This is a genomic window from Psychrilyobacter sp. (assembly GCF_037132775.1).
GTDB lineage: Bacteria > Fusobacteriota > Fusobacteriia > Fusobacteriales > Fusobacteriaceae > Psychrilyobacter.
Genome location: NZ_JBAHZY010000056.1, coordinates 1 through 16287, shown reverse-complemented (window position 1 = coordinate 16287; position 16287 = coordinate 1). Strand labels below are relative to the sequence as shown.

The 16287-nt window shown below is 30.4% G+C and carries 20 protein-coding genes; 12 read left to right on the top strand and 8 right to left on the bottom strand.

Translation table 11 applies throughout. From position 1 onward, the window contains the following. Positions 1-160 precede the first annotated feature (160 nt). The 4 genes from V5784_RS03905 to V5784_RS03890 all read right to left on the bottom strand — a co-directional run bounded on the left by V5784_RS03905 (position 161) and on the right by V5784_RS03890 (position 3509). Positions 161-1534 (bottom strand): DUF4041 domain-containing protein, encoded by a 1374-nt coding sequence (locus V5784_RS03905; protein ID WP_336887747.1) that lies wholly within the window; start codon positions 1532-1534, stop codon positions 161-163. 12 nt (positions 1535-1546) lie between these two features. Beyond that, the gene (locus V5784_RS03900; RefSeq protein WP_336887746.1) at positions 1547-1879 is read right to left on the bottom strand and encodes a hypothetical protein; all 333 of its coding nucleotides are present in this window, start codon (positions 1877-1879) and stop codon (positions 1547-1549) included. 36 nt (positions 1880-1915) lie between these two features. Next, positions 1916-2563: a S24 family peptidase gene (locus V5784_RS03895; protein WP_336887745.1), complete on the bottom strand. Its 648-nt coding sequence runs from the start codon at positions 2561-2563 to the stop codon at positions 1916-1918. 400 nt (positions 2564-2963) lie between these two features. Further along, on the bottom strand, positions 2964-3509 hold the full coding sequence (locus V5784_RS03890) for a hypothetical protein (protein ID WP_336887744.1): 546 nt from the start codon (positions 3507-3509) through the stop codon (positions 2964-2966). A gap of 189 nt (positions 3510-3698) precedes the next feature. Between V5784_RS03890 and V5784_RS03885 the strand changes: the two genes are divergently transcribed. The 10 genes from V5784_RS03885 to V5784_RS03840 all read left to right on the top strand — a co-directional run bounded on the left by V5784_RS03885 (position 3699) and on the right by V5784_RS03840 (position 9093). Next, entirely contained in the window at positions 3699-4154 is a 456-nt protein-coding gene (locus V5784_RS03885) for a hypothetical protein (protein ID WP_336887743.1), read from the top strand. 11 nt (positions 4155-4165) lie between these two features. Then, a complete protein-coding gene (locus V5784_RS03880) occupies positions 4166-4339 on the top strand; it encodes a hypothetical protein (protein WP_336887742.1) in 174 nt (57 codons plus the stop codon). A gap of 109 nt (positions 4340-4448) precedes the next feature. Continuing rightward, the gene (locus tag V5784_RS03875) at positions 4449-4802 is read left to right on the top strand and encodes an SH3 domain-containing protein (protein WP_336887741.1); all 354 of its coding nucleotides are present in this window, start codon (positions 4449-4451) and stop codon (positions 4800-4802) included. 112 nt (positions 4803-4914) lie between these two features. Then, positions 4915-5211, top strand: coding sequence for a hypothetical protein (locus V5784_RS03870; protein ID WP_336887740.1), 297 nt, complete (start codon positions 4915-4917; stop codon positions 5209-5211). Between the two features lie 25 nt (positions 5212-5236). Then, positions 5237-5407 carry a hypothetical protein gene (locus V5784_RS03865; RefSeq protein ID WP_336887739.1) on the top strand — a complete coding sequence of 57 codons (171 nt, stop codon included), beginning with the start codon at positions 5237-5239 and terminating at the stop codon, positions 5405-5407. Then, on the top strand, positions 5407-6123 hold the full coding sequence (locus tag V5784_RS03860; RefSeq protein ID WP_336887738.1) for a ParA family protein: 717 nt from the start codon (positions 5407-5409) through the stop codon (positions 6121-6123). Before V5784_RS03865 ends, V5784_RS03860 begins: the two co-directional genes overlap by 1 nt. Continuing rightward, the gene (locus tag V5784_RS03855) at positions 6124-6801 is read left to right on the top strand and encodes a hypothetical protein (protein WP_336887737.1); all 678 of its coding nucleotides are present in this window, start codon (positions 6124-6126) and stop codon (positions 6799-6801) included. Between the two features lie 53 nt (positions 6802-6854). Next, the gene (locus V5784_RS03850) at positions 6855-7034 is read left to right on the top strand and encodes a helix-turn-helix domain-containing protein (RefSeq protein ID WP_336887736.1); all 180 of its coding nucleotides are present in this window, start codon (positions 6855-6857) and stop codon (positions 7032-7034) included. Beyond that, on the top strand, positions 7027-8154 hold the full coding sequence (locus V5784_RS03845; RefSeq protein WP_336887735.1) for a tyrosine-type recombinase/integrase: 1128 nt from the start codon (positions 7027-7029) through the stop codon (positions 8152-8154). The genes V5784_RS03850 and V5784_RS03845 overlap by 8 nt, the downstream gene beginning before the upstream one ends. Positions 8155-8754: 600 nt before the next feature. Continuing rightward, positions 8755-9093 (top strand): OmpA family protein, encoded by a 339-nt coding sequence (locus V5784_RS03840; RefSeq protein WP_336887734.1) that lies wholly within the window; start codon positions 8755-8757, stop codon positions 9091-9093. 191 nt (positions 9094-9284) lie between these two features. On the opposite strand, the gene V5784_RS03835 is transcribed toward V5784_RS03840, so the two are convergent. The 3 genes from V5784_RS03835 to V5784_RS03825 all read right to left on the bottom strand — a co-directional run bounded on the left by V5784_RS03835 (position 9285) and on the right by V5784_RS03825 (position 11086). Then, positions 9285-9779: a PTS glucose transporter subunit IIA gene (locus V5784_RS03835; protein WP_336887733.1), complete on the bottom strand. Its 495-nt coding sequence runs from the start codon at positions 9777-9779 to the stop codon at positions 9285-9287. A 127-nt stretch (positions 9780-9906) separates the two neighbouring features. Then, on the bottom strand, positions 9907-10455 hold the full coding sequence (locus tag V5784_RS03830) for a DJ-1 family glyoxalase III (RefSeq protein WP_336887732.1): 549 nt from the start codon (positions 10453-10455) through the stop codon (positions 9907-9909). A gap of 1 nt (position 10456) precedes the next feature. After that, a complete protein-coding gene (locus tag V5784_RS03825) occupies positions 10457-11086 on the bottom strand; it encodes a MarC family protein (RefSeq protein WP_336887731.1) in 630 nt (209 codons plus the stop codon). Positions 11087-11621: 535 nt separating this feature from the next. Here V5784_RS03825 and htpG point away from each other — a divergent pair. After that, positions 11622-13547 carry a molecular chaperone HtpG gene (gene htpG, locus V5784_RS03820; RefSeq protein WP_336887730.1) on the top strand — a complete coding sequence of 642 codons (1926 nt, stop codon included), beginning with the start codon at positions 11622-11624 and terminating at the stop codon, positions 13545-13547. Between the two features lie 123 nt (positions 13548-13670). Here the strand turns inward: htpG and V5784_RS03815 are convergent, their stop codons facing one another. Beyond that, positions 13671-14891, bottom strand: coding sequence for an FprA family A-type flavoprotein (locus V5784_RS03815; RefSeq protein ID WP_336887729.1), 1221 nt, complete (start codon positions 14889-14891; stop codon positions 13671-13673). 222 nt (positions 14892-15113) lie between these two features. Here V5784_RS03815 and lgt point away from each other — a divergent pair, with 222 nt between their 5' ends. Next, positions 15114-15989 carry a prolipoprotein diacylglyceryl transferase gene (gene lgt, locus V5784_RS03810; protein WP_336887728.1) on the top strand — a complete coding sequence of 292 codons (876 nt, stop codon included), beginning with the start codon at positions 15114-15116 and terminating at the stop codon, positions 15987-15989. Positions 15990-16287: the final 298 nt, after the last annotated feature.

Here is a 16287-nt window from a genome sequence, read left to right as displayed (position 1 = left end):
TTCTCTAATTAGCTCTTTTCGTGCTAATTCATCAGGGGATAAATCTTTTCTTTTTTTTCTCATAAAAAAACCTCCAAATTAATGTAATTGTAGTTTACACTAATTTGGAGGTTTACACAAAATATGAGACAGACCCATTAATCTTTGGTTTTAAAACAATTTAAGCTTCTTTAAGTTTTAAACTTTCATAATAATCTTCAGCTATAGCTGTAATTTTGAAGTCAAATTCATTTCCAGTTAATTCAATTGCTTTTTCTTTAATTTCAACTAAATTCACTTTAAAAAATTCTTTTCTAGTATTCATTTTATTTACCCGAAATTCAGTAAAACATCTATGAAGTGATCTTTCCAAATTTGGAGCATCTTCACTGTAAATCATAGCATGAACATCAAACTCAAAAGGGACACTTGCATTACTCAGTTCTTTAACTCTATCAAGAGGTTCTAGTCTTCTAGTCAAACCTATTTTATAAATATCTTCTCCAAATGATCCAATGTTACTAATAATATAAACATGACCTCTTTTTGTTTGTTCAGCCATACTTTTTGCTCTTTCTTTATTTTCTTCTGCTTCTTTTAATTTATTTTCTAACATTAAAATTTTCTTTTCTAATTTTTCATGTTCTTCGGTACTCGAAACTTCTAGTTCTTTTCTTGCAGATTCTAATGCATCTTCATACATTTTTTCTTCTCTTTCAGCTTTAGCCATCGCTCTATCGAATTCTCTTAGAGCTTGTTGCTCTTCTCTAATTTGTTCTTTAATCATAGCCTGTTCTTCTTTTTCTCTTTGTTGCTTTAATTTAAATTGATATTGCAACTCACATTCTTCAAATTTTAATTCGATATACTCTGGCGTAAATCCACACTCAAAAGAAATACTTAATTTTTCTACATCGTTTGCAGATCTTTCAATTCTTTCGAGAATATTAGCGTAATTACTAGGTTTTAACATACTCATCAAATTATCACACTCTATATTAAAAGTTTTTATCATAAGGTTAGACTGCCCTTTTAATATTTTTTTTGCATACTTAGGATCAGATAACAATATTACTGATTCTGGAATTTCAACACATTCTTGTAATTTAATAAGTTCTTTTTGTTCGTCTCTTATAATTTTTATTTCTTCTTTAAATCGTTCGCTAGTTTCAAATAAATAATTTGGTTCTTCAAAATGACCAACACTTATTAAATCGAAAGCAGGGTCATAAATAGCCATGTCTTTTTCTATGTTTACTAATTCTTTTTCTAAACTTTTCTTGTTTTCTTCATAATCTTTAATTTCATTTTCTAGTTCACGCGTTTTTTTCAGTATATCATCGTGTGTTTTGATAATATTTTCCTTATTTTCTTCCATTTTTATTAAGTTGGATAATTCTATTTTTTTCTTATTTATATTCCCCTTAATATTTTCCTCTTCTTCTTTTAATATTTTTATTTCAGCGCCTAGAGTTCTCCCGGTTTTTTTCTTATCATTTAATTGATAAAAAAAGTACCCTGCTAATATTATAGCTACAATCCCTAATATATTCATTATTCCTCCTAGTTAATATTTTTTATTTAAATATTTTAATCTGATTTGTTTTCTTTCCTTAACTCGTTCTTCCCCTATTTTCTTTTCACTTTCTAAGCCTATTTTTATATTTTCTTTCCTAGTTTTTTCATTTGATTTATCCATTGCTGCAATTGCTTTAATATTTTCCTTTTCAGTTTTTAAATATTCTTTTTCTCTTTTCTTTTCTTTTCGAATCTTTTCTCGTTCTAATTTTTCATTTTCTCTAATCCGACGTTTCTGTTCTTTTTCTGCTACTTTAGCAGATCTTTCAATATCTTTTATAACCGCTTTAATAAGCCTAGTCCCAGTTCCCAATTGTTTCACTCTCCATTTTATATTAAACTTGACGGTATATTTTTACTAATGATTAAATACTCCTACTTTTTTCCCTACGATATGAAATTCATCTGATTCATTAATTATAATAGGATCATAGTCTTTGTTATCACTGGATAATATTACACCTCCACGATCTGTTTTCTGATATCTTTTTAATAATCCTTCATTATTTAAAATAAATGCTCCTACTTCACCATTTTCAGGCATAATTTCTTTTTTTATAAGAACTGTATCTCCATCTTTGATATCAGGCTGCATAGAATCACCATCTACTCTAATACCTATTACATCACCCCTAAATCCATTTGTCTGTGGTAACGGCATACGCCCAATGATACCACTTTCGCGACTTCCGAAACCTGCCGAAATAGAATCATAGATAGGGATCTGTTTAAACTCAGTAATTGGGTTATTTAAATCAATATTTCCTACTTTTATTTGGTAATCATTATCCAAAATAGAAATAAAATTAAAATTAAAAATTTTATTTAGTCCTAATAATAAAGTTGTGTCTATTTTTTGTCTTTGTCCTTTTTCTATTCTAAAAAGAGATGATGGATTAATATCTATTCCTATCCCGCTTAACTTTTCGGATAGTTCCTCTAAGCTCCAGTTGTTACCCTCTCTTTTACTTCTTATTTTGTTACCGAGTTTTAAAATTTTCTCCATAGTATTTCTCCTTCTCTTCTTCACTAGTATAATTATACTTATTAGGTTTCCTTTTAGCAATTATATTGCTTTAAAACAATATTGCAATTGACAAAAAACAACAAATGAAGTAAAGTTAATTAAATCGTTATTTTTTTCAACATTATATTGCTTTTTAGCAATATATAATTTAATAAAAAAAGGGGGGGAGAAAAGTAAAGCTTAAATTATTCTAGATAAAAAAAAGAGTAGAAATAGATCTACTCTAAAAAATTTAAACAAATTAAAAGTGAGGTGAGCGAGCATTGAAAAACTCAATTGGAAAATCTGAAATAATTCACTCTATGGTAAAAATAGAATTACCATATAATCACGCATCGAATACGATTTATAAAAAATATAAAGAGTATAAAAATTTAGATTATAAATTCTCGAGATCCCTAGCTAATGAATTTACTTTTGAAGTTAACTCTCTAGATGTTTTTATTTCTTCATTGCTTGGTTTAACTTGAGCATTATATTTATTATATAACTCAGACCTAAAATTATAAAGGTTATCAAAATGATCGATATATTCCAAAACCATTGGATTATCAATAAGAGGTCTTCTAATATTATTTATAAGGTGATCTTTATATTCAATTTCATACTCTGGAAGAAAAATTATTCGACTTCCACCATCCGTTTGAGGAGTAATGTCTATAATTTGTTTCTTATTTCGTGATTGCCAGACGCAATGAAATTCGGCTTCGATAAAAACTTCATTCTTCCAGATGCACCATCCGAATAATGGAGATCCACCATCTTGTTTTATTTTTTGCTTGACATTATCAAAACACTCTAAAGGAGTATATCGTTTTGACTCATTAGAAATTTTCAAAAAAATATGACGATTGTTATTTATACTTTTCATAAATTCAAAATCTGATTCTGACAATACTTTTGGCGTTTTTAATTTTAGCTCCATGTGTAACTCCCCCTTAAAATTTAAATAATGTGGTCCAAGAAATCGTGCTTTGGTCGGCTGGGTTCTTGGACTGCATCATTGAGATTTTAAATATTGCATCAGTTATCTCAATTATACTATGAAACTAATAGGTAAACAAGATTCCTATATCAATGGCATAGATTAAATATAACAACTAGGAGGTAAAATATGGCTAGAGTAGAAACAGCTTTATCACAAGAACTAGAAAGAAGTATGAATATGCAGGTAAGAGTAGAAACCTTTTCAGAACATCTAAGACATGGAGATATTATCGATCAGCTAGATGATGAGAGGCGAATTAAAAGCTTTAATTTAGACAAATGGAATGAAGATATGCAAAAATCATTCGCTAAAACAAGAAAAACAATTTTAAAGTTAGATGATCTTACAGAGATCAAAGAGGCTTTAAAAGAGTTAGATAAAAAAGTAAATAGTTTTAATAAGACCTATTTTAAAAAAATAAAGCAGATAAGAGCCCTGGAACTTGAGTATGAAAAATTAGATGATGAACTTAGAACTTGGTTGATAGAATATGCAACCAAATGCAGGAGTAAGCTTAGAGATGAAAACTCAAGTATTGAAAAAAAGATGATGGAAGAGAATATTGTAAAACGATTTATGTAGGGAGGGATATGGTGGATATTAAAATAAAAGGGAAAATAAAAGATTGGGACGTTTTTTATAGAAATATTATTCCACAACTGAAAACATTTACTTTTAGAGGGGAAACAGTAACTACAATAGATGATATAGAGAATGAGGCAATAGATGCTTTTTTACTCAATGAAGAAGTGGAATGGAGTTATTAGGAGGGAAACAAATTATTATTTGTTTTGGTGGACATTGAAAATTAAATAGTGTGTTAAAGGTCTTATTTATGGGTTATACTTATAGTATAAATTACTGTAGGAGGTTATAATGAATAAATATTTAGTTAATAAAAAAAGGGAAACAGAATATCCAAACCCTATTAAAGTTTTAAAAGGAGAAATTATTGAATGTCTAGAAAAATCTAATGAAAATGGCGATTGGAAGGGTTGGATTTTTTGTAAAACTACTAATAATAAAGGATGGATTCCACAACAAATTATTGGTCAAAATAATGGTAAAGGAACTCTATTAGAAAATTATGATGCTACAGAGTTTAATCTTGAAATTGGAGAAATTCTAGTTGAAGAAAAAGTTTTAAATGGATGGATTTGGGGTTATAAAGAAATAGAGCCACAAAAGAAAGGATGGGCTCCATTGAACCATATAGAATCTAAAAAATAAAATATTCAAGAAAAAAACACACTATTTGATGGTGTGTTTTTTATTTTATAAAAATAAGTATAAGGTTCAAAGGAACAAAACAAATAAGAAATTGTTTAAGAGGGCTGATAATATGAAACTTATAAAACTAATTAATTTAGTACTAAAAAAAATGAAAAAAATTATGTTTATGGACTATAAAATTATAGTTACTTATGATGGCATGGAATACAGCGAATGTAATCATACTGGGACAAGAAGAATAAGGTTTTTTTTAAATCGAATAAATCAATATGGAAATCTAGTTAAAATATATGCCAAAAATGATCGGCGTAATTATTTAATCGATTATGAATATCTGAAAGGTGAAAACAATTATCCTAGATCCCCAAAAGAAATTCTAGGGTCAAAACCTATTCCGAAGAGATAATAAGATTTAAAAGAGGAGGAAATAAATGAAAAAACAAAAATTAAGACCAAATCATAAAGAGATTATAGCCATGAGTTTAGCAGATCTAAACTTTATTTTAAAAAGTGAATACGTATTAATCAATAGACAGACCAAGCAAATTAAATCAGAAATCAAGAGAAAAAGAGGAATAACAAGGCAGGAGGTGGTTGTCTAATGGCTAAAGTAATATTATTTAAAAATAATAAAGGAGGAGTTGGGAAATCACTACTATGTTTCTGGACTGCCCACATATTATCTACATTATCAAAAACAAAGGATGATAAAAAAAATAAAGTATTAATACTTACATCGGATTCACAAAATAATATAATGCAGATGGCAGGGACTAAATCAGGCTATGGTGATGGACTTCAAGGGTATATTGATGGCAGAGGTTCAGACCTAATTAGATTAAGAGAGGGACTGTTTTATGTTCCGCTTACATCTACCGGTATAAAAAGAACTTTTGAAAGCAGATTCTTAGATGTAATAGAGGTTTTTAAAAACCAATATGACTATATCCTAATAGATGGATCACCAGTATTAAAATTAGATAACATCTTTCTGGAAGTCAGTGATAAAGTAGTAATTCCTACTTACCTTGATGATGTAACTACCAAGGGGATGGTCAATTTAATTAAAGAAGTAGGAATGGATAAGGTAGCTCTAATTGTCCCTAATCGAGTTGGTAAAAGCAAGATGGAACGAGAACACCTGAATAAATTAAAAAAGAGTCTGGAGGGGGTAGGAGCTGCTATCACTGATCCAATTTATCAAACTACAAAAATTATGCAGCTTACAAAAAAATCAAAAACAATCATGGAAACTAAGAGTAAACAATATAATGAGATAAAACAGATCTTTGCAAAAATTGTAAAGGCGGTGATGTAGGTGGATGTTTTTGGAGAACTTCAAAAAGCAGTAAAAAAAGAAATATATATTTCGCAATTCAATTTCGGAAGTTGCGAAATTGAAAAAGAAGATATTGAGTTTATAAAAAATAGTGAGCAGAAATTAAGAAAAAGGTTTATGGGAATATCTGAATCTATACATTATATATGTATAACTCTCAATCAGATCTCTTTAAAATTTAAAAAGTCTGGTGATTTCATGAAGTGGTATGAAGCTAACGGATTAACTAAAGATAATATCTCTGAATTTAATAAAAGATTTATCTTATTTCAGGAATTTGGAGATAAAAAAGACTTCATTGCATCACTCTCTAACCAGTCAGTTAAATTTCTAACTCATAAAGATGTTACAGCAGATGCAAGGGAAAAGATAATTGATGGTGGAATAAAAAAAGCTGAAACTATAAAAGAATTATTAGCTCCTGTAAGGGATCAGATAGCAATTGAGTTTGAAAAGAAAACTAAAAGTTATGTAAACTATAAAAAATTAGATAAGATGAAAACTAGGATCACTAAAGTAGAAGATGGGAATGAATTAGATTCTTTAAAAGCAGACTTAGATGCTTTGGAGATCCATTTAAAGGAAATGAAACAGGCTGTTAAGGATAAAGAAAAGGAATGGGAAAATAAAAATAATTTGAAATTGGTGAAGGGGTAGTTATTAAATACAAGATTCGATTAATATGATAAATTTAACGGAGGTTATGATGAATGGATGAATTACTAACAATAAAAGAAGTATCAGCAAAGTTAAAAACAAATGTAAGTAGTGTATACAAACTTATAAAGGGGAATCAGTTGAAATCAATAAAATTAGGGAGTATTAAAATTAGAGCTTCCACACTGGACAGGTTTATAGAAAATTTAGAAATGGAGCAAAATAATGGCTAGAGTTTATAAGAAAAATAATGGCAAATGGTACTTTTCTCTTGAGATTGGTACCATTGATGGTAAAAGAAAAAGACTGAATCGGTTAGGGGGAAAGACTAAAAAGGAGTGTGAGAAGAAATTAAGACAAGTAATAAATGAATTTGAGGATGCAGGATTTCACAAAGATGTATCTAACATTACATTTTCTGATTATTTAGATTATTTTATTGAGAATTATATGAAAATAAATCTTAGGGAAACAACTTTTAAAAATAGAATTACTATGATTGATAAACATTTTAAAAAAGACTTAGGGGGGTATAAATTAAAAAATATATCCCCTATTGTTTTAAATGGATTTATCAATAATAAGGTGAAGGCTGGGTATAAGAAAAGTTATATTGGGCAGATATATAGTTATATGAAATTAATATTTAGGTATGCAGTTCATCCAACTAATTTTATAAAATTAAATCCAGCAGAACATATAGAGATGCCTAGGATGGAAGAAAATTCTAAAAAGATACAGGTTTTAAGTGATGCCGAGCTAATGACTTTGTTTAAAGAATTTAAGAAAACAGAATATGAGATAGCTTTTATAATAGCTTTTCATACTGGAGCTAGATTAGGAGAGGTCATGGGGCTTAAATGGGATTGTGTGAACATAGAGGAAAAATATATAATGATAGAAAGATCTCTCTATTCAGTTGGAAAACAAAAATATATATTTACTAAGCCAAAAAATAAGAGTTCAGAGAGAAAAATTATTATAGGTGAGACACTCATAAATCATTTGAAAGAACATAAGAAAAATCAGCTGAAATTAAAGTTCATGTGTGGGCGATATTTTGAAAATAATAATTTAGTTGTAGCGAGGCATGATGGAAAGATAATATCACCTCTAACCTTAAAAAGATATTGTTCCTCTCTCAGTAATCGACTAGGATTTCAATTTAATTTTCATATGTTACGGCATACCCATGCGACTATGCTGTTGGAATCAGGTGCTAATATAAAAAATATCCAAGCTAGGTTAGGACATGCAAATATATCTGTAACATTAGATACATATTCTCATGTGACAAAAAAAATGGAAACTGAAACAGTGGATATTTTAGAAAAAAGAGTAAAGAATTTTTAAATGGCACACAGAAGGCACACCGCTATATTTATAAGAGTTCTTAATAGCTTAAAAACGTTGAATTTAAAGGAATTATAAGAAAAATGATACTATCGAGTGGGAATAATTTTTCGTTAATATATTCCAATCTAATTAAATCTAAAAACTTGAAAAACCTTGATTTTTAAAGGTTTAAAGCTTAAAGCAACATCTTAACAATTCTAATTAAATCTAATAAATGTGATTATCACTTTTATAGTCACATTTTTATTTTATCTTATACTCCATAGAAAAAGGTCTACCAATTAAGGTAGACTTTTTTCTTGAGTATTTAAATTATTGTAGGGGTAGCGGTTCAAAGATGAAAACCACTCCTTCCCCCCTACATTATTTTCTTAAGGGTTTAAGTAGTACCTGAGTAGGTGCCGTAGCAGGACAAATTGCAGGAAAAGATACTGAGTCAACACTAACAGGAGCTGCTGCAGGTGGATTAGCAGGTGTAGGTCTAGGTCTAGGTCTAGGTCTAGGTTATTATTTTGACAGACAAGAAGCCGCACTGAGAGCAGAACTTCAAAAACAGGAGTTTCTCTAAAAAGAACCAATAATAAATTAGAACTGGTTATGCCAGGAAATCTAACCTTTAACAGTAGTAGTTCAAATATAAATAGTGACTTCTACGAAGTATTAGACTCTGTATCTAAAATATTAAAAAAATATAATAAAACTGATATATTTATTTCAGGACACACAGATAATACGGGTAAAGACTCTTATAATATGACTTTATCTCAAGATAGAGCAAATAGTGTAGCAAAATATCTGAAATCAAGAGGGGTAGCAGAAACTAGAATTACAAGCAAAGGTTTAGGGTCTAAATATCCTGTAACTTCTAACTCTACTTCACAAGGAAGAGGAGATAATAGAAGAGTTGAGATAGAAATAACAGAAAAAAAAGGATAGTTTTCGTTCTGTTTTAAATAAACAATTCATTTAAGAGGTTTGGGTTCTGTAAACTAAAAAGACTCAAACCTCTTAGTTTTTATAGAATAAATTAGATTAAGATGCCAGATAACTATATAGGAGATAATTTTGTCCTTCTGAAGATTCTCAACAATAAAAAAATAGGGATGATCTCTCATCCCTAAAATTTATTATTTATTTAATTTTACCTTCATCAATAGATCTCCAACCTTTACATCTCCTGTAGCTACTATTTTTAATTCAGCAACTTCATCCATGTTAGATATGATGATTGGCGTTTTTGCAGATTTTGTATTTTTTAGAATATACTCAAGATCATACTTTACTAGCTCATCTCCCTTTTTTATATCTCCAGGAGTAACTAGTCTTTCAAATCCTTGTCCGTCTAATTTTACTGTATCGATCCCAAAATGAACTATCATTTTCAATCTACATTCAAGATCGAAACTAACTGCGTGATTAGTATCAAAGATATCAATCTCAGCATCAGCTAGAGCATAAATAGATCCTTCGGTCGGCTCTATAGCGCACCCATCTCCTATCATTTTTTGAGCAAACGCTTCATCAGGTACCTCTGATAAATCGATAACTCTACCATTTAATGGTGAGTATATTTCAATATAGTTTTCCTCTTTATTTTTTTTGAAAAAATCAAATAATCCCATTTTAAATCCTCCTATATATAATCCTTATCAGTACAATAATTATACTATTTCTTTATCATTTTTTAAAGATTAAAAAAGTTTTAATCTTTACTCATTAAAACGTAATATCTAACCATTCCTTAAGTCTCTAAATCAAAAGATTCGAAGCTAAATTCTTACTTATTTCTTCACCCTTTAAAAGTTCCACCAATTTCAATGCAAATGCCATAGCTGTCCCTGGTCCTCTAGATGTTATAAAATTCCCATCGACGACCACATCTAAATCATCTCTATAGGTGGCTCCAAATAGATGCGATTCCACACCCGGGTAACAGGTGGCCTGTCTATCTTCTAAGAACCCCATTTTCCCAATCACAAGGGGTCCCGCACAGATGGCTCCTATATATTTATCCTCCAAATCAAAACTTATAATCTGTTTCTTTAATATTTTTGATGAATCTAAATTTAGCGTTCCTGGCATTCCACCTGGCAAGACCATCATATCATAATTTTCATGATTTATCTCCTCTATCAGAATGTCAGCTATCACCTTTATGTTGTGAGCTCCTGCTACCTGTATATTTCCTCCCAGAGCAACTAAATCAACTTCAATCTCTGCTCTTCTCAAAATATCCACTGTAGTCAGTGCCTCTATCTCCTCAAATCCTGCAACTAAATACACTGCCACTTTTACCATTTTAACCTCCTATACCCTGCACAACCATAGTTATACCACTAATAATAGTTTTTATTCCAACAGCCATTATAAATAACTGCATCACCCTGGACAGTACAAATAAAACCAATTCTCCAAATATTTTTTCTATAATATCTGCACCAGAAAACATAAAGTGGATGATTAAAAATACCACAACACAAGATAGGGTACTAGAAATTATCCCTGCTTCCTGCCTTATAAGTAGTACCCCTGCCAATGAACCTGGACCAACTAACATGGGAAAAGCCATGGGAATTATCCCTTGTTTTATCTCTTCCTTCTCTGTTAATTCCTCCTGTGGTTCATCTTTTTTTTTATGTTTTTCACTAAATAATAGATTCTTTAAAGCTACAACAACTAAGATTATTCCTCCCGCTATTTTAACTTCTTTCATCTCCACCCTGAAAAAATTATGCATCATAAATGATCCTACAACAGCAAATACCGCCATTATGGAAAATCCTGTAACAACTATCATTTTAAATAATTTTTTTCTAGTAATTTTTCCCATATCCTCTGTCAAACCTATAAATAATGGTACATTTCCAAATGGGTTCAATATAGCAATCATAGTCATAGCATTGATAAATATATTAATCACATAATCCATTTTATTTCACTCTCCTAATAATTTATATTCGACTTAATTTATCATATTCCTTGATTTTTTTCAATCTTATTTTCGATATTTTCTTGACTTAAAAAGTGTGAATTTATAAATAGTAGCTTCTGCCTTTAAAAAGAACAGTCCTCCTACGGTACATTTGACACCTTTTTCTTTCTGTAGTATATATAAATACTACGCTTATTTGGATTTTAGGAGGACCTTATGAAAAATATGATAATAGATCTCAGTTTGATTTTGATAATACAGGATTTATCAGAGATTATGTAAATAATCATTATTCCATGAGGAATCCCTTCCAGAAACTCAGATTCCAGACCCTAAAAGAGATTCTTTCGACCTGCTTCTTATAAAGTATGCAATTCAAAAAAATAGGACCTGTCCAGACGTAGGCAGACTACCAATAATTTTATAAGGCAGTCATTCTTTTCGTAAGAGATTGACAAGTACCCTTAAATGTGTTAAAAATTAATTAGCATACTAGAATGACGAGTGCTAAAAAATTTTAGGAGGATTTACTATGCATAAAGAAACATTAAATTTTCAGACTGAAACTAAAGAACTGTTAAACCTAATGATCCATTCTATCTACACACATAAAGAAATTTTTTTAAGAGAATTAGTATCTAATGCCAGTGATGCTTTAGACAAACTAAAATTTAAAGCTCTTACAGATCAAAATTTATTGAAAGATGACAACGAATTTAAAATAGAGATATTTATAAATAAGGAAAAGAATACCATTACTATCAAAGATAATGGTATTGGAATGACCCATGAAGAGGTTATCTCAAATATCGGTACTATTGCAAGCTCAGGATCCCGTGCATTTACAGAAGCTCTCAAAGAGGCAAAAAATAATAAAGATGACCTATCTATCATCGGACAATTTGGAGTAGGGTTCTATTCATCATTTATGGTAGCTGAGAAGATCACTCTTAAAACTAAAAGTCCTGATTCTGATACAGGGGTCAAATGGGTATCTACAGGAGAAGGTAGCTTTACCATAGAAGATACTAAGAAATCTAGCAGGGGAACAGAAATTATCCTCCACCTTCGATCTGAAGAAAATAAGGAAGATTCCAATGCAGAATATTTGGAGGAGCATAAGATCAAAGAATTGATCCAAAAATATTCTGACTATGTAAGGTATCCAATCTTACTTGAAGTAACTAAAACTATTGAGGATAAAGAAACTAAGGAAAAAATAGAAACAGTGGAACAGGAAAAAATAAATTCTCAAACTCCTCTATGGAAAAAATCTAAAACTGAAATTACAGAAGAGGAATACAATGAATTTTATCAGGGAAAATTCCACGACTGGACAAATCCTTTAAAAACCATCCATTTTAAGGTGGAAGGAAATTTAGAGTATTCCGCACTGCTATATATCCCGTCTAAAACTCCTATGGATTTTTACTCCAAAGAGTTTGAAAAAGGACTTCAATTATATAGTAAAAATGTCTTTATCATGGATAAATGTAAGGAATTGATTCCGGATCACTTCAGATTTATCAAGGGATTGGTAGATTCTTCAGATCTTTCTCTAAATATATCCCGTGAAATCTTGCAGCAGAACAGGCAGCTAGTAATAATCGCTAAAAATTTAGAGAAAAAGATCCAAAGAGAATTGGAGAAGATGTTAAAAACCGACAGAGATGAATATATCAAATTTTGGAATGAGTTTGGTATAAATATCAAGGGTGGAATCTATGAAGATTTCGGTAGACATAAGGATACACTTAAAAATCTTTTGATTTTTAATACTACAAAAGGTGAGAATATGACCACTCTGATAGAATATAAGGAGAGAATGCCTGAAGATCAAAAACATATCTACTATGTTTCTGGAAATAATATCAAAAGTTTGGAAAGAATGCCTCAATTGGAGGGTATTAAGGAAAAAGGGTGGGAAGTTTTATACTTTATCGATAAAATCGATGAATTTGCCATCAAAGCTCTAGGAAACTTCGAAGATATTACATTTAGATCCATCCACGAAGCCAATGAAGAGCTTTCCAGTGATGACGATAAGAAGATGTTAGATGAGGTTGAAAAAGAAAATTCTGATCTATTTAGCAAGATTAAGGAGGCTTTAGGAGATAAAGTTTCTAAAGTCAGACCTACTACAAGACTTAAATCCAGTGCTGTCTGCCTTGTTAGTGGTACAAACGGCATCTCATTTGAGATGGAAAAATTAATGGCTGAGATGCCTGGTGAAAACCCTATGGGACCTATTAAGGCAGAAAGAATCTTAGAGATAAATTCCAACCATGAATTATTTAAAGCCTTGATTAAAGTCAATGAAATCCATCCAGAAAACTTAAATAAGTATGCAGAAGTATTATATTCTCAAGCTTTACTTATAGAAGGATTCCAATTAGAAGACCCAATAGAGTTTGCCAACAATATGACAGATCTATTGATAAAAGCTTCTAAGAACTAAAGTTAATCAAAACTTAAACTTTTAAAATTTTTAATTTGTTGACTAAATATAATTTCTTAAAACAATAAAAAGAAGCTAGAAATGAGATAATCTCATTTCTAGCTTCTTTTTATATAAATAATTTTATTTTCTTGCTTCTTTTAACTTATCTGCCATAACAACTGCCATAGCTTCTAATTTTGTATAATCATCCGATCTTGGAGTTCCTTTTACCTCTACAGGTTCTCCTATAACTTCTACACCTCTAAGTGAATCAGCAAAAACTTGTATCCCTCTTACTCCTCCTCCACTCCACATCATATTTCCAAAGATACCTAAATATCTATTTTTTAATCCATAGTTCTGTAGTTTAGACAGGATTGGTTGAACTTTTGGATAAACTGCATTGTTATGTGAACAAGATCCTATGAACAATCCTTGATATTTCCATATATCACTGATTATATATGAGTGATCTGTTTTAGACGCATCATACATCTTTATATCTATGATTCCCTCTTTAGATAGTTGTCTTGCAATTGCATTTGCCATTTTTTCTGTATTTCCATACATAGAACCATAGACTATTACTACACCTTCGGCTTCTGGTTCCATCTTAGACCACGCATCATAGTGACCTAATACTCTAGCTATCTCTGCTCTCCATACTGGACCATGACAAGGAGCTATACACTTGATGTCTAACCCTTTTAATTTTTTTATAGCCGCCTGTGTAGGTGCTCCATACTTACCTACGATATTTGCATAGTATCTTCTCATCTCATCTTCAAAGAAACTAAGATTTAACTGGTCATCAAATATTCCTCCATCTAACGAACCAAAACTTCCAAATGCATCATTTGAAAATAGTGTTCCCGTAGTAGATTCATATGTAACCATAGATTCTGGCCAATGTACCATAGGTACCATGGCAAATGTAAGGTTATGTTTACCCAATTTTAAAGTATCTCCTTCCTTGACTACGAGCCTATTGTTTTCACAACGTTCTTTTGAACAGTCATAAAATGCATCTAGCATTGGAAAAGTCTTTACATTCCCCACTAGAGTAACATCGGGATGCAGTCTAATTATATCCTTTATAGCTCCTGCATGATCTGGTTCCATATGATTTATTATTAGATAGTCTATCTTTTTGCCCTGCAATACTCCCTCAACCTTCTCTAGGAAATTTTCACTAGTTCCAATCTCTACCGTATCAATAAGTGCTACCTTTTCATCTAAAATAAGGTATGAGTTATAAGAAACTCCCTTATCTAGTGGTAGATAGTTCTCAAATCTTTGAGTTTTTCTGTCATTTACCCCTACCCAAAAAATATTGTCACTTACATTTTCAACATTATGCATCCTAACTCCTCCTCAATAATTTTAATCTAAACGTTCATTATATTTATCTTTTAAGTAATTTCTTCCTTTAAATATGAACAATTATAATTTTATCCTTATTATATAATATCAAATATTCTACTTCCAAACAAGTGAAAAAAATAATCTATTTTATAATTTTCTATTCTAGTTCAAGTTTATGGTATAATTCTAATTATGTCAATAATTTTAGGAGGTTATTTTATGGACCCGGTATTTTTTACCATTGGAAGTTTTGAAGTACACTACTATGGTCTTATGTATGCCATTGCATTTCTATTAGGAATTGAACTAGTTAAAATAGAAGGAAAGAGAAAGGGGTTTGATCCTGCACTCATGGAAAACTTTGCCTTTATAGCTATGATCTCTGGTTTATTAGGAGGGAGGTTATATTATGTGTTGTTTAATCCTACTTACTACTTTAGTCACCCAGGAGATATATTAGCTGTTTGGAAAGGTGGTATGGCAATCCATGGAGGAATTTTAGGAGGAATAGTCGGTACATATTTCTTTGCTAAAAAACACAAGATATCTATGTGGAGTTTAGGAGATATTGCTGCTGCACCATTTATCTTAGGCCAAGCAATTGGTAGGATAGGTAATTTTATGAACGGGGAAGTTCATGGAGTTCCTACATTTACCCCATTTAATGTTATATTTTCTATTAGGCCAAAATTTGTAGAGTGGTACAAGGCCTACGATTCTTTGAGTTTAACAGCTCAAATAAAATTTAAGGAGTTAGTACCTTGGGGCATTGTGTTTCCAAATTCATCCCCAGCAGGAAGTGAATTTCCGAGCTTAGCCTTACATCCAGCCATGTTATATGAATTACTTTTAAACTTTATAGCTTTTCTGTCTATTTGGTTTTTCTTCAAACTCAAAAATTATAAGGCAGGAACTGTATGGTTTATCTATATAATAGAATACAGCCTTATTAGAACTTTCGTCAGTTTCTTTAGAAGTGAAGACCTGATGTTTTACGGGTTCCGTGCTCCCCATGTTATCAGTGTAATTTTAGTTATTTGGTCTGTATTTATGATTAAATATTTTAACAGAAAAAAAACAAACTCTCATAAATAAAATATTTAGATCTAGTAATTAATTACTAGATCTTTTTTAATGCCTGTATTAAATAAAACCATTAGAAGTTGTCCTACAGAAAAATCCAATAATAAAATATGAATAAAATGAAAGTAGAATTCTTGATTTAGAAGGAAAATTTTAATAAAGTTCGTATTTGGTGTATAATCATTTCAAGTCGACCACTTGAAATAAAAAAAGACCTTTTTTCATAAAAACCGATATAATGTAGTTACGACAACAAACATTAAAGGAGTTAATTTATGAAAAAAGGATATAAACATTTTAGCATATATGA

Excerpts from the sequence above, each read along its gene's own strand:
- V5784_RS03825 (WP_336887731.1), bottom strand. The coding sequence starts at position 11,086 with ATGGATTATGTGATTAATATATTTATCAATGCTATGACTATGATTGCT.
- V5784_RS03850 (WP_336887736.1), top strand. The coding sequence starts at position 6,855 with ATGGATGAATTACTAACAATAAAAGAAGTATCAGCAAAGTTAAAAACA.
- V5784_RS03815 (WP_336887729.1), bottom strand. The coding sequence starts at position 14,891 with ATGCATAATGTTGAAAATGTAAGTGACAATATTTTTTGGGTAGGGGTA.
- V5784_RS03865 (WP_336887739.1), top strand. The coding sequence starts at position 5,237 with ATGAAAAAACAAAAATTAAGACCAAATCATAAAGAGATTATAGCCATG.
- lgt (WP_336887728.1), top strand. The coding sequence starts at position 15,114 with ATGGACCCGGTATTTTTTACCATTGGAAGTTTTGAAGTACACTACTAT.
- V5784_RS03840 (WP_336887734.1), top strand. The coding sequence starts at position 8,755 with ATGCCAGGAAATCTAACCTTTAACAGTAGTAGTTCAAATATAAATAGT.
- V5784_RS03835 (WP_336887733.1), bottom strand. The coding sequence starts at position 9,779 with ATGGGATTATTTGATTTTTTCAAAAAAAATAAAGAGGAAAACTATATT.
- V5784_RS03860 (WP_336887738.1), top strand. The coding sequence starts at position 5,407 with ATGGCTAAAGTAATATTATTTAAAAATAATAAAGGAGGAGTTGGGAAA.
- V5784_RS03870 (WP_336887740.1), top strand. The coding sequence starts at position 4,915 with ATGAAACTTATAAAACTAATTAATTTAGTACTAAAAAAAATGAAAAAA.
- V5784_RS03890 (WP_336887744.1), bottom strand. The coding sequence starts at position 3,509 with ATGGAGCTAAAATTAAAAACGCCAAAAGTATTGTCAGAATCAGATTTT.
- V5784_RS03830 (WP_336887732.1), bottom strand. The coding sequence starts at position 10,455 with ATGGTAAAAGTGGCAGTGTATTTAGTTGCAGGATTTGAGGAGATAGAG.
- V5784_RS03875 (WP_336887741.1), top strand. The coding sequence starts at position 4,449 with ATGAATAAATATTTAGTTAATAAAAAAAGGGAAACAGAATATCCAAAC.
- V5784_RS03885 (WP_336887743.1), top strand. The coding sequence starts at position 3,699 with ATGGCTAGAGTAGAAACAGCTTTATCACAAGAACTAGAAAGAAGTATG.
- V5784_RS03845 (WP_336887735.1), top strand. The coding sequence starts at position 7,027 with ATGGCTAGAGTTTATAAGAAAAATAATGGCAAATGGTACTTTTCTCTT.
- V5784_RS03905 (WP_336887747.1), bottom strand. The coding sequence starts at position 1,534 with ATGAATATATTAGGGATTGTAGCTATAATATTAGCAGGGTACTTTTTT.
- V5784_RS03895 (WP_336887745.1), bottom strand. The coding sequence starts at position 2,563 with ATGGAGAAAATTTTAAAACTCGGTAACAAAATAAGAAGTAAAAGAGAG.
- htpG (WP_336887730.1), top strand. The coding sequence starts at position 11,622 with ATGCATAAAGAAACATTAAATTTTCAGACTGAAACTAAAGAACTGTTA.